We start from the raw sequence: 13,677 nt of genomic DNA, 5'->3' as shown, positions 1-13,677 counted from the left end.
CAACGAAATGCACGTCATCGCGGGAAAGGGCAGACCGCGACCCCTGGGGAAGGACCTTTCATGAAGACGAGCGTTGACGACCTGGCGCTGTTCGGCGGCCCGATGGCCTTCGAGAAGACCCTGGTGGTCGGGAAACCGAGCACCGGGGACCGGGCGAAGTTCTACGAACGGCTCGAAGTGGCCCTCGACAGCGGGCGCCTCACCAGCGGCGGCCCGCTGGTCAAGGAGTTCGAGGCGCGGATCGCCGAGCACGCCGGGGCCAAGCACTGCGTCGCGACCTGCAACGGGACGATCGCGCTCGAGGTGATGGCCCGGGCGGCCGGCCTCACCGGCGAGGTCATCATGCCGTCGATGACCTACGTCGCGACCGCGCACGCGATGCGCTACCTCGGCCTGACGCCGGTCTTCTGCGATCTCGACCCGGCCACCGGGTGCATCGACCCCGAGCAGGTCGAGCGCCTGATCACCGACCGCACGACCGGTCTGGTCGGCGTGCACCTGTGGGGCCAGCCGGCCGCCATCCAGGAGCTGGAGAAGATCGCCGAGCTGCACAACCTGACCCTCTTCTTCGACGCCGCGCACGGCATCGGCTGCAGCTTCGGCTCCCAGCCCCTCGGCGGGTTCGGCAAGGCCGAGATGTTCAGCTTCCACGCGGCGAAGGTCGTCACGACGTTCGAGGGCGGCGGCATCGTCACCAACGACGACGACTTCGCCCAGCTCGCCCGCTACACCCACAACTTCGGCTGGGGCGAGGAGCACGTCACCGAGTTCGCCGGCACCAACGCCAAGATGAGCGAGGCGTCGGCGGCCATGGGGCTGACCTCGCTCGACGCGCTGCCCGCGACCATCGCCGCCAACCGCGCGCACTACGAGCAGTACACCGCCTTGCTGGACGGGCTGCCCGGCCTGGAGATGCACCGCTACGACGAGGAGAACCGCAACAGCTACCAGTACAACGTCGTGAAGGTCGACGAGGAGGAGTGCGGGCTGTCCCGCGACACCCTCCTCGACCTGCTGCGGGCGGACAACGTGCTGGCGCAGCGCTACTTCTCGCCGTGCGTGCACGAGTGCGAGCCCTACCGCACCGAGCGGCCGGTCTCGCTGCCCGCCACCGACGCGTTCTCCCGGCGCGTGCTGACGCTGCCGACGGGACCGTCCGTCACGAGCGAGCAGGTCCGCGAAGTCTCGGCCCTGGTGGCCTTCGCGATCGAGCACGCCCCGGAGATCCGCCGCCGCCTGGGTTGAAAGAGGTCGTGAGTGAGAAACAGGGTTCTAACCCTGTTTCTCACTCACGACCGCTCGGCGACCAGCTTCTCCAGGTCCACGACCAGCTCGGCCGGGGTCGGCTGGGCCAGCGCGAGGTCGCGCAGGCGACGCGAGTTGGCCGCGAACTCCGGCTCCCCGACCAGCCGGGCCACCGCGGACCGCAGGTCGTCGGCCGTGAAGCCGTTGTGGGTGAACAACAGTCCCGCGCCCTCGTCGACCAGGCGCTGCGGACGCAGGAGGTGGTCGGCGATCGGCGTGGTCACCGTCAGCTGCGGGACCCCGGCCACCAGCGCCGCGCCGTAGCTGCCGAACCCGCCGTGGTGCACGATCGCCGCGCAGCTCGGCAACACCGTGTGCAGCGCGACCGACTCGACGACCCGGACGTTGGCCGGCACCTCGGTCAGGGCCTCGCGCTGCTCGGGTACCAGCGCGGCGACCACCTCGATGTCCAAAGTGGACAAGGCGGCCAGTATCTCCGGGATCGAGACGTAGTCGCCACCGAAAGCGTCCGTATTGGACGAACCCAGCGTCAGGCACACCCGCGGCCGCGACGGCGGCGTGCGCAGCCAGTCCCAGACCACGGCCCGCCCGTTGTAGGGCACGTGCCGCACCGGCAGCCGCCGGACGCCGGAGCGCGCGCCGAGCGACTCCGGCAGCGGGTCGATGGTCGCCTGGCCGGTGACCAGCTCTTCGTCGAAGTCCACCCCGTACGGCCGGCCGGTCAGCTCCAGCCAGTCGTACAACGGGTCTTCCTGCTCCTCGGCCGGCTGTTCGGCCATCACCTTCAGAAACGTCGCGCGCATGGCGCACCAGACGTCGGCCCAGCACAGCTGCCGGACGTGCGCCGCGCCGCACGCCTTCGCCGCGATCGCCCCGGCGTAGGTCAGCGCGTCCCAGACCACCAGGTCGGGCTGCCACTCCAAGGCGTGGGCGACCAGGTCCCCGACCATGTCGTCGTTGTAGATCGCGAACCCGGCCCACACGGTGAAGGTGTACCGCTGGTGCAGCGCCTCCCACGTGTGCGACGCCGGGTCCGTGTCGTTCCAGTTCGCGATGTCGGCTTCCTGGGCGTCGCGGTTCTGCTTCATGCCCTCGTGCATCGTGTTGTCCACGCCGACCGGCACCGCGGTGAGGCCGGTGCCGGTGACGACGTCGGTGAACCCCGGCGACGCGGCCACCCGCACCTCGTGCCCGGCCGCGACGAGCGCCCAGGCGGCCGGGACCATGCAGTACAGGTGGGACTTCTCGTCCAGCGTCACGAACAACACGCGCACGGCAGGCTGCCTTTCAGTGGTGGCCGGACAAGGTGCCCGTGAGCCGCGCGGAGATCAGCCGCAGCACCTCGGGCTGGTGGTCGGCGAGGAAGAAGTGCCCGCCGCCGAACACCTTCAGCTCGAACTCGCCGTCGGTGTAGTCCTGCCAGGCGCGGGCCTCGGCCAACGTGGTCTTCGGGTCGGCGTCGCCGGTCAGCACGGTGATCGGCGTGGCCAGCTTCGGTCCCGGCTGCCGGATGTAGGTCTCCGCGGCCTTGTAGTCGTTGCGGATCGCGGGCAGCGCCATCCGCAGGATCTCTTCGTCGCCCAGCACGGCCGCGTTGGTACCGCCGAGCTTGCGCATCTCGGCGATCACGCCGTCGTCGTCGAGCTTGTGCACGGACTCGTCGCGGCGGCACGCGGGTGCGCGCCGACCGGACGCGAACAGGTGCAACGGCGTCACGCCCGCCTGTTCCAGCCGGGTCGCGACCTCGAAACCGAGCGTCGCGCCCATGCTGTGGCCGAACAGCGCGAACGGCCGCCGGGTCCGCTCCGCCAGCACTTCGACGACCCGGTCCGCGAGCTCGGGCAGGTTGTCGATCCCCGGCTCGAGCCGGCGGTCCTGGCGGCCCGGGTACTGCACGGACAGGACCTCGACCGAGCGGCCGAGCCCGGCGGACATCGGGAAGTAGAAGCTGGCCGAGCCGCCCGCGTGCGGCAGGCAGAACAGCTGGACGGCGCCTTCGTCCGCGTCGTGGTAGCGGCGGAGCCACAGCTCCGGGTTCTCAGTCATGCGTGAACTCCGTCCTCAGCGTGGTGTCCAGCCACCCGCGCACGGTCTCGGCGGTGGTGGCGGCGTGGTCTTCGACCATGGTGAAGTGGTTGCCCGGCACGTCGACGACGGTGTCGGCGGTGTCCCAGTGCGTCTGCCACTCCTCGGGGGCGAGCCGCCCGCCCGCGACCGGCGGCTCCGACGAGCGGACGAGCAGGAGCGGCACCGACAGCTTCGCGGGCGCCCAGCCCGCCATCAGCCGGAAGTACCAGCTCATCGCCGACAGCCGGGCGACGTCCATCGGCGCGAACACCTCCTCGCGGTCGAACATGCCGCCGAACAGCTCGTCGCGGAACCGATCCAGCGGCGAGTCCTCGCGCGGCAGGTAGCTGTCGAGCAGCACGACGGCCAGCGGCGGCGTGCCCCGCTCTTCGAGAACCTCGGCGGCAGCGTGCGCGAGCATCCCGCCCGACGACGACCCGAGCAGCACGAACGGCGCATCGCCGGCGACCCGCAGCACCGAGTCCGCCTGGACCTCGGCGACCGCGCGGACGCTGTTCGGCAGCGCCTCGCCCTTGACGAACCCCGGTGCCGGCAGCGCGTGCACGTCGAGGTCACCGCGGAACGGCGAAGCGAACCGGGCGTACTGGTGCACCCCGGCCAGCGCGACGTACGAGCTGAAGCAGATGAGCTTCGGCGTGCGCTCCCCGGCCGCGAGCTGCACCGACCCCGGCTGCTCGGCCAGGTCGGCGGCGGTGTCGAAGGTGGGCCGCAGCAGCGCCGCGTTCTGCAGCAGCTCGAAGCCCTCCTTCATCTTGCCGAGTTCGCAGGCCGTCCGGAACAACGCACTGAGCGTCTCGCCCGAGTCCACAGTGGACGTCTTCGGCGCGGCGGCGCCGACGTTCAGCTCGGCCCGCAGGTGCGCGGCGAGGTCCGCCGGCGCCGGGAAGTCGAAGACCAGTGTCGGCGGCAGCCGCAGGCCGGTGGACGCGCCGAGGGCGTTGCGCAGCTCGACCGCGGTCAGCGAGTCGAAGCCGGCGACGAGGAACCCGACGTCCGGCCGCACGGCGTCGGGGCCGGCGTAGCCCAGCACCGTGGCCGCGGTGGCCCGGACCAGGTCCAGCAGGATCGCCAGCTGGTCCGGCTCCGGTTTCCCGGCCAGCGCGGCGCGCAGGGCGGCCTCGCCGGACACCGGAGCGGCCGCCGAGGCGGCCCGCCGGGCCGGGCGCACGAGTCCCTTGAGGACGGACGCGACCCGGTCGCCCAGCCCCGTCAGGTCCAGCTTCGCCGGGACCAGCGCGGGTTCCGCGAGCGACGTCGCGGTGGCGAACAACGCCAGCCCCTGCTCGACGGGCAGCGCGTGGACGCCGCCCCGCGACATCCGCTTCCGGTCCGCCGAGTCCAGCGCGAAGCTCATCCCGGTCTCCCACAGGCCCCAGGCCAGCGCCTGGGCGGGCAGGCCGCGGGCGGCCCGGTGGGCGGCGAGCGCGTCGAGGAAGGCGTTCGCCGCGGCGTAGTTGCCCTGCCCGGGTCCGCCGAAGGTGGCCGAGACCGAGGAGAAGAGCACGAACGCCGAGAGGTTCCGGTCCGCGGTCAGCTCGTGCAGGTGCCAGGCGGCGTCGACCTTGGGCCGCAGCACGGCGTCCATCCGGTCCGGCGTGAGCGAGGACAGGACGCCGTCGTCGAGCACGCCGGCCGCGTGCACGACCCCGCCGAGGTCGGGGATGTCCGCCAGCAGCGCGGCGAGCGCGACCCGGTCCGCGATGTCGCAGGCGGCGAGCCGGACGTCGGCGCCGAGCGCGGTCAGCTCGTCCCGCAGCTCGGTGGCGCCGGCCGCGCTCCGGCTGGTCAGCACGAGCCGCCGGACGTCGTGCGCGGTGACCAGGTGCCGGGCCAGCACGCGGCCCAGGCTGCCGGTGGCGCCGGTGAGCAGCACCGTGCCGTCGGGCCCGAACGGGCGCTTGCCGGTGGCGGCCTCGCTGGTGGCGCGGGTCAGCCGGGCGGCGAGCAGGGCACCTTCGCGGACGGCGAGCTGCGGTTCGTCGGCGAGGACCGCTGCCGGAAGGGCCGCGGCGGACTCGTCGTGGTCATCGAGGTCGATCAGCCGGACCCGGCCGGGGTGCTCGGACTGCGCCGAGCGGACCAGGCCCCAGACCGGCGCGCACGCCAGGCCGGGGACATCGTCACCGGCCGCGGCGGCGACCGCACCCCGGGTCACGACGACCAGGCGGGAGGCGGCGAACCGGTCGTCGGCCAGCCAGTCCTGCAGCAACGAGAGCACGTCGTGCGCGGCCGTCCGGGCGACGTCGGGCAGCTCGCCGGCCGCCGGGGTGCGGACGGCCAGCACCGCTTCGGGCACGGCCATGCCGAGACCGACCGCGGCACCGAGCGCCTTGAGGTCCACATAGGACTCGCAGGTGACGCCGGCCGCGTCGAGCACCGGCCCGACCTCGAGGCCGTCGTCACCGACGACCGCCCACCGCCGGGCCACGGCTTCGACCGGCCGCCAGTCCAGCGTGACTCCGGCGGCGTCGAGCATCGGCCCGACCTTGGGGTCGTCGCCGCCGACGACCGCCCGCCGCCGGGCCACGGCTTCGACCGGCCGCCAGTCCAGCCGGAACAGCGACTCGTGCGCCTTCCGGACCGGCCGCACCGCCCCCGCGACGAGCGGACGCAGCACCAGCGCGTCGATCGACGCCACCGGGCCGCCGGTGGGGTCGGCCAGGCTGAGCCGCACCGTGTCGTGGCCGTTCGGGGTGACCGTGACCCGGACCGCGGTCGCGCCGCTCGCGTGCAGCGTCACCCCGCTCCAGGAAAACGGGAGGTAGTTCCGGCCCGCCCACTCGGCGACCGTGCCGAGCACGTGCAGCGACGCGTCCAGCAGCGCCGGGTGCAGCCCGGACCGGGCCGCGTCCGCGTGCTCCTCGGGCCGCAAGGCCACCTCGGCGTGCACCTCGTCGCCCAGCCGCCAAGCCGCTCGCAGGCCCTGGAAGGCCAGGCCGTAGCCGAAGCCGCCGTCCGGGCCCTCGGTGTAGAGGCCGTCGAGGTCCAGCGGCTCGGCCCCGGCCGGCGGCCACTGCGTCAGGTCGTCGGGGACGGGACCGGGTTCGGCGGCCAGCCGCCCACTGGCGTGCCGGGTCCACGGTTCGTCGTCGAGTCGCGAGTGGACGGTGACTCCCCGCGTCCCCGACTCGTCCGGCGCGCCGAGGACGACCTGCAGCTGGACGCCTTCTCGCTCGGGCAGCGACAGCGGCGTCTCGATGACCAGCTCTTCGATGCCGCCCGCGCCTGCCTGTTCGGCCGCGCGCAGGACCAGCTCGACGAACCCGGTGCCGGGGAAGAGCGTGCTACCCGCGACGACGTGGTCGGCGAGCCACGGATGGGTGCGCGACGAGACGCGGCCCGTGCACACCACGACGCCGTCCTCGGCGTTCGTCACCGACGCACCGAGCAGTGGGTGGTCGGGGCGGTCGAGGCCCGCCATCGTGACGTCACCGGCCGGCGTCAGCGAGAACTCGGGCCAGAACCGCTCGTGCTGGAAGGCGTACGTCGGCAGCTCCACCGGTTCGCCGGTGCCGCCGAGCACCGCGCTCCAGTCCACTGTGGACCCAATGACGTGCAGCTTCGCCAGCGCGGTCAGCAGTTCGCGCGGTTCGTCGCGGTCCTTGCGCAGCAGCGCGATGGTCAGGGCATCGACGGTGGACGCGGCCATCGCGGTGAGGACGCCGTCCGGGCCCAGCTCCACGAACCGGGTCACGCCCAGCCCGGCGAGGGTGGTGACGGCGTCGGCGAACCGGACCGTCCCTCGCGCCTGGCGCAGCCAGTACTCCGGCGAGGTCAGGTCGGTCGCGGGCTCACCGGTGAGCGTCGAGACGATCGGAATGGCGGGCGGCGCAAATGTCACTGCCCCGATGACCCGGCCGAACTCCGCGAGCATCGCGTCCATGGCCGGCGAGTGGAAGGCGTGCGAGACGCGCAGCCGCCGGGTCTTGCGCCCGGCCCAGTGCCGTTCGACTTCCAGAACGCCGTCTTCGGCACCGGAAACCACCACGGCCGCCGGTCCGTTGACCGCGGCCAGCTCGACGCCGGCGGGCAGCGTCGGGACGACCTCGGCTTCGGTCGCCTCGATCGCGAGCATCGCGCCCCCGGCGGGCAGCGCCTGCATCAGGCGGCCCCGCGCGGCGACGACGGCGCAGGCGTCGGGCAGCGACCACACCCCCGCGACGTGCGCGGCGGCCAGTTCGCCGATCGAGTGCCCGGCGAGCCGGTCGGGGCGGACGCCCCAGGACTCCAGGAGCCGGAACAGCGCCACTTCGACCGCGAACAGCGCGGGCTGGGTGTACCCCGTCTGGTGAAGGAGGTCGGTGTCGACGACCTCCAGGAGCGGCCGGTCGAGGTGCGGGTCGAACTCGGCGCACACCTCGGCGAACGCGTCGGCGAACACCGGGAACTCGCGGCGCAGCCCGGCACCCATGCCGAGCCGCTGCACACCCTGACCGGTGAACAGGAACGCGGTGCCACCCTCGGCCCGCACGCCCGTGCTGACGCCGGGCGCCGGACGGTCGGCAGCCACAGCGGCCAAGCCCTTGACCAGCTCGTCGCGGTCGGCGCCCACGACGACCGCACGGTGGGCGAAGACGGTGCGAGCCGCCAGTGCGGTGCCGATCTCCGCCGGGTGGGTCTCGACATGGGCCAGCAGCCGCTCGGCCTGTCCCCGCAGAGCTTCCGGGGAGTGCCCCGACACGGTCCACGCCGTCAGCTCGCGCGGCTCGGCAACTTCCGTCGCGACCAGGCTCGGCACGGACTCGACGATGACGTGGGCGTTGGTGCCGCTCACCCCGAACGACGAGACGCCGGCACGGCGGACGCGGTCGTCGTCCGGCCAGGGCACGGACTCCGCCAGCAACCGCACGGAACCCTCGTCCCAGTCCACATGGGACGACGGCACGGCGGCGTGCAAGGTCTGGGGCAGCAGGCCGTGACGCAGGGCCAGCACCATCTTCATGACCCCCGCGACGCCCGCCGCCGCCTGCGTGTGCCCCAGGTTCGACTTGATCGAACCGAGCCACAGTGGACGGTCGCGGTCCTGGCCGTAGGTGGCGATGAGCGCCTGGGCTTCGATCGGGTCGCCCAGCGACGTGCCCGTGCCGTGCGCCTCGACGGCGTCCACATCGGACGGCGTCAGGCCCGCGTTCGCCAGCGCCGCCCGGATCACCCGCTGCTGCGAAGGACCGTTCGGCGCGGTCAAGCCGTTGGACGCACCGTCCTGGTTCACCGCGCTGCCGCGCACGACCGCGAGCACCGGGTGCCCGTTGCGGCGCGCGTCGGAAAGCCTTTCCAAGACGAGCATTCCGGAGCCCTCACCCCAGCCGGTGCCGTCGGCGTCGTCGGAGAACGCGCGGCAGCGACCGTCCGGCGACAGGCCCCGCTGCCGGCTGAACTCGACGAACGAGCCCGGCGTCGACAGCACGGTGACCCCGCCGGCGAGCACGAGCGAGCACTCCCCCGCGCGCAGGGCCTGGATCGCCCAGTGCATCGCGACCAGCGACGACGAGCACGCCGTGTCCACGGTGACGGCCGGGCCTTCGAGCCCGAGCGCGTAGGAGATCCGGCCCGAGAGCACGGAAGCGGCGTTGCCGGTGCCGAGGTAGCCTTCGGCGCTCTTCGGCGACAGCGCGAGCAGCGCGGGGTAGTCCTGGCCGTTGGTCCCGGCGAACACGCCGACGGGCTGGCCCCGCAACGACTCCGGGTCGATGCCCGCGCGTTCCAGGGCCTCCCAGGACGTCTCGAGCAGCAGCCGCTGCTGCGGGTCCATGGCCAGGGCTTCCCGGGGTGAGATCCCGAAGAAGCCGGGGTCGAACAACGCGGCGTCGTCGAGGAAACCGCCGTCGCGGGCGTAGGACGTGCCCTCGCTGTCGGGGTCCGGGTCGTAGAGCGCGTCGAGGTCCCAGCCGCGGTCGGCCGGGAAGCCGCCGATCGCGTCGCGGCCTTCGGCGAGCAGCGTCCACAGCTCGTCCGGGGTGTGGACGCCGCCGGGGAACCGGCAGGCCATCGACAAGATCGCGATCGGCTCGTCGTCGGTCCGGGCCGTGGCGGCGACGAGCGCCGGTCCCGCGTCGCCGGCCAGGTGCGTGGCCAGGGCCTTCGGGGTGGCGTAGTCGTAGATCAGGGTGGCGGGCAGCCGCTGCCCGGTCGTCGCGGCGAGCCGGTTGCGGAGCTCGACGGCGGTCAGCGAGTCGAACCCGAGGTCCTTGAACGCCCGGTCGGGCTCGACGGCCGCCGCGTTCGCGTAGCCGAGCACCAGCGCCACGGCGGTCCGGACGACGTCGAGCACGTCGGCCGGCCGGTCGGGAACGGGCTCGGCGACCGGCCGCGGCGGGACGAGCCCGGCGAACACCGGCGGCAGGACCGGGGCGGCGCCGAGCACGGCGAAGTCGAACCGGATCGGCAGCACCGCGGGCTCCCCGGCGCGGCAGGCCGCGTCGAACAGCCGCAGACCGTCCGCAGTGGACAGTGGGATCATGCCGGTGGCGCCCAGCCGGCGCCGGTCGCGGTCGGCGAGGGCGTCGGTCATGCCGCCGGTCTGCTCCCACAGGCCCCAGCCGAGGGCGAGCGCGGGCAGGCCGTGGTCCCGGCGGTGGCGGGCCAGCGCGTCGAGCCAGACGTTGGCCGCCGCGTAGTTCGCCTGGCCGGCCGGGCCGAGCGTGCCGGAGATCGAGGAGAACACGACGAACGCGGTCAGGTCCGCCTCGGCGGTCAGCTCGTGCAGGTGGGTGACGGCGTCGATCTTGGGCCGCAGCACGGCGTCCAGGCGCTCGGGGGTCAGCGCGGACACGACGCCGTCGTCGAGGACGCCGGCCACGTGGACGACGCCGGTCAGCGGCCGGTCCGCCGGGATGCCCGCCAGCAGCGCGGCCAGCGCCGTCCGGTCGGCGGCGTCGCAGGCCGCGACGACCGGTTCCGCACCCAGCTCGGTCAGGTCCGCGACCAGCTCGGCCGCGCCGTCGGCGGCGGGACCGCGCCGGCTGGCCAGGAGCAGGTGCCGCACCCCGTACCGGGTGGCCAGGTGGCGGGCGACGAGGGCACCGAGCGCCCCGGTCCCACCGGTGACGAGCACCGTCCCTTCCGGACCGAAGGACGCCGACGGGCCGGGCTCGGACGAGGTCGTCTTCGCCAGGCGCGCCACCCGGATTTCGCCGTCACGCAACAGGAATTCGGGTTCGCCGGTGGCGAGCGCGGCGGGCAGCAGCCGCGCGGACGCCGGGTCGTCGATGTCGGCGAGCACGAACCGGCCGGGGTTCTCGGCCGCGGCCGAGCGCACCAGGCCCCACACGGGTGCCTGCGCGAGATCCTCGATCCCGTCGGCGACGGCGGCGTGCCGCGTCAGGACCACCAGGGTGCGGCCGTCGAACCGCTCGTCGGCCAGCCACGACTGCACGAGCCGCAGCGCACGCCGAGCCGCCTCACCCGGCGTTTCGCACCGGAACGGGGCGACCAGGACGTCGGGCAGCGCGCCGGCTTCCGCGACGCCGTCGAGGTCGGGGTGGCAGGCCAGCGCGCCCAGCTCGGCGAACAGGGCGGCGCCGAGCTCGCGGTGACCGGAGCCGAGCACGGCCCACGCCGCCGGGACCGGCTCCGCCGCTTCGACCGCCACCCAGTCGAGCTTGAGCAGGCTGTCGCGGGTCGCGCCGCCGACCGGGCGCGGCAGCTCCGGCCAGTAGGTCTCGCGCTGGAAGGCGTAGGTCGGCAGGGCCCGCGCCCGCGCGCCGGGGAACAGCTCGCCCCAGGCGGCTCGCGCACCCTGGACATACACACTCGCGACGGCGGCCAGCGCGGTCCGGACCTCGTCGCGGTCCTTGCGCAGCAGCGACGCGACCGTCGCGCCGGGCAGGCACTCTTCGGTCATGGCGGCGAGGACGCCGTGCGGCCCCAGCTCCAGGAACCGGGTGGTCCCGAGGTCCGCGAGCGCCGCCGCGGCGGTGGCGAACCGGACGGGCTCCCGGACCTGGCGCACCCAGTAGTCCGGAGTGGTCAGGTCGTCGGCGATCGGAGCGCCGGTCACCGTCGAGACGATCGGGAGCCGCGGCCGCGCGTAGGTGATCCGGGCCGCGACCTGGGCGAACTCCGCCAGCATCGGGTCCATCAGCGGGGAGTGGAAGGCGTGGGAGACGGTGAGCCGCCGGGTCCGGCGGCCGAGGGCGGCGAAGTGCCGCTCGATCTCGCCGGCGGCCGCTTCTGCGCCGGACACGACGACGGCGTCCGGGCCGTTGACCGCGGCGAGGGAGACGGCGCCGGTGAGCAGCGGCATCACCTCGTCCTCGGTGGCCTGGACGGCGACCATCGCCCCGCCGGCCGGCAATGCCTGCATGAGCCGACCGCGGGCCGCGACGAGCTCGGTGGCGTCGGCGAGGGAGAACACGCCCGCGACGTGCGCCGCGGCGAGTTCGCCGATGGAGTGTCCGGCGAGGTGGTCGGGCGTCACGCCCCAGGACTCGAGGAGCCGGAACAGCGCGACCTCGACCGCGAACAGCGCGGGCTGGGTGTAAGCCGTCTCGTCGAGCCGCTCACCCGAGTCGATGACCGTCTTGAGTGGACGGTCGAGGTGCCGGTCGAACTCCGCGCAGATCTCGTCGAAAGCGTTTGCGTACGCCGGAAAACGCTCGTACAGCTCCCGGCCCATGCCGGCGCGCTGGGCGCCCTGGCCAGTGAACAGGAACGCGGTCAGCCCTTCGGCGACCGCACCGCGGACGAGCCCGGGGAGGTCGTCGCCCTTCGCGAGCGCGCGCACGCCCTCGGCCAGTTCGGCCGCGTCGCCGACCAGCACGGCCCGGTGCTCGAACGCCGAGCGGGTCGTCGCGAGCGCCAGCCCGATCCCGGCGGGGTCACCCTCGACGCCGGCGAGCCGGGCGGCCTGGGCGCGGAGCGCGGCCTCCGACCGTCCGGAAAGGACCCACGGGACGACGGCGGGCGAGGGCGTTTCCGGGGCGGCTTCCTCGGCCGGGGGTGCGGCCAGGAGCACATGTGCGTTGGTGCCGCTCACGCCGAACGCCGAGACGCCCGCGCGGCGCACCCGCCCGTCCGCCGGCCACGGGACCGGCTCGGTCAGCACGCGGACGTCGCCGGCCGACCAGTCCACGCGCGACGTCGGCCGCTCGACGTGCAGGGTCTTCGGCAGGACGCCGTGCCGCAGGGAAAGCGTCATCTTGATGACGCCGGCCACGCCGGCGGCGGCCTGGGTGTGCCCGAGGTTCGACTTGATCGAGCCGAGCCACAGTGGACGGTCCGCCGGCCGGTGCTCGCCGTAGGTGGACAGCAGGGCCTGCGCTTCGATCGGGTCACCCAGGCTCGTCCCGGTGCCGTGCGCCTCGACGGCGTCCACATCGGACGGAGAGAGACCGGCGTCGGCGAGCGCGGCGCGGATGACCCGTTGCTGCGACGGGCCGTTCGGGGCGGTGAGCCCGTTCGACGCGCCGTCGGAGTTGATGGCCGAGCCCGCGACGATCGCGAGCACGGGGTGGCCGTTGCGCCGGGCGTCGGACAGCCGTTCGAGCAGCACGACGCCGGCGCCCTCGCCCCAGCCCGTGCCGTCGGCGCCGTCGGCGAACGCCTTGCACCGGCCGTCCGCGGCCAGGCCCTGCTGCCGGCTGAAGCCGATGAACGCGCCGGGTGTGGTCATGACGGTGACCCCGCCGGCGAGCGCGAGGGCGCACTCCCCCTCGCGCAGCGCGTGCGCCGCCCAGTGCAGGGCGACCAGCGACGACGAGCACGCCGTGTCGACGGTGACGGCCGGGCCCTCCAGGCCGAGCGCGTACGAGATCCGTCCGGAAAGGACACTCGCGGCGTTGCCCGTGCTCTCGTAGCCGTCGCCGACGCCGGGCGCGAGGCTGAGCAGCCCCGGGTAGTCCTGGCCGTTGGTCCCGGCGAACACGCCGACCGGCGCGCCCCGCAGCGACTGCGGGTCGATCCCGGCGCGTTCCAGTGCTTCCCACGACGTCTCGAGCAGCAGCCGCTGCTGCGGGTCCATGGCGAGGGCCTCGCGGGGCGAGATGCCGAAGAAGGCCGCGTCGAACGCGCCCGCGTCGCGGACGAACCCGCCCTGGTCGACGTAGCTCGTGCCCGGGTGGTCCGGGTCGGGGTGGTAGACCGCGTCGAGGTCCCAGCCGCGGTCGGCCGGGAAGTCCGTCAGCGTGTCGGTGCCGGTTTCGAGCACCCGCCAGAGATCCTCGGGCGTCTCGACGCCACCGGGGAACCGGCAGGCCATCGCCACGATCGCGATCGGCTCGGGTGTCGCGGACTCGGCCTCCCGCAGGCGTTCCCGGGTCTCGTGCAGGTCGGCGGTGACCTTGCGCAGGTACCCGAGCAGCTTCTCCTCGTTCACGTCGCACC

Annotated in this window: 3 protein-coding genes and 1 pseudogene; 1 reads left to right on the top strand and 3 read right to left on the bottom strand. The window is 73.9% G+C overall.

Features of this window, described 5'->3' with window-relative positions:
* The first annotated feature begins 60 nt into the window (after window positions 1-60).
* Complete coding sequence (locus ACZ7PG_RS48895) at window positions 61-1,245, top strand: aminotransferase class I/II-fold pyridoxal phosphate-dependent enzyme (protein ID WP_470246086.1); 1,185 nt, start codon at window positions 61-63, stop codon at window positions 1,243-1,245.
* Window positions 1,246-1,289: 44 nt separating this feature from the next.
* Here the strand turns inward: ACZ7PG_RS48895 and ACZ7PG_RS48890 are convergent, their stop codons facing one another.
* From ACZ7PG_RS48890 to ACZ7PG_RS48880, 3 genes and pseudogenes are all read right to left on the bottom strand, one after another.
* Window positions 1,290-2,540 carry an activator-dependent family glycosyltransferase gene (locus ACZ7PG_RS48890; RefSeq protein WP_470246085.1) on the bottom strand — a complete coding sequence of 417 codons (1,251 nt, stop codon included), beginning with the start codon at window positions 2,538-2,540 and terminating at the stop codon, window positions 1,290-1,292.
* Between the two features lie 13 nt (window positions 2,541-2,553).
* Complete coding sequence (locus ACZ7PG_RS48885; protein WP_470246084.1) at window positions 2,554-3,312, bottom strand: thioesterase II family protein; 759 nt, start codon at window positions 3,310-3,312, stop codon at window positions 2,554-2,556.
* Window positions 3,305-13,666 (bottom strand): annotated as a pseudogene (locus tag ACZ7PG_RS48880) (type I polyketide synthase); the annotation flags it as partial. The gene ACZ7PG_RS48885 and the pseudogene ACZ7PG_RS48880, both read right to left, overlap by 8 nt.
* Between the last annotated feature and the right edge of the window lie 11 nt (window positions 13,667-13,677).

The organism is Amycolatopsis sp. NPDC114504 (assembly GCF_055633595.1).
Note: the sequence above shows the minus strand (reverse complement) of the source record. Positions and strands in the feature narration are given on the sequence as shown.

Bases quoted from the DNA above. Each gene is read 5' to 3' on its own strand.
- ACZ7PG_RS48895 (WP_470246086.1), top strand. From the start codon at position 61: ATGAAGACGAGCGTTGACGACCTGGCGCTGTTCGGCGGCCCGATGGCC.
- ACZ7PG_RS48885 (WP_470246084.1), bottom strand. From the start codon at position 3,312: ATGACTGAGAACCCGGAGCTGTGGCTCCGCCGCTACCACGACGCGGAC.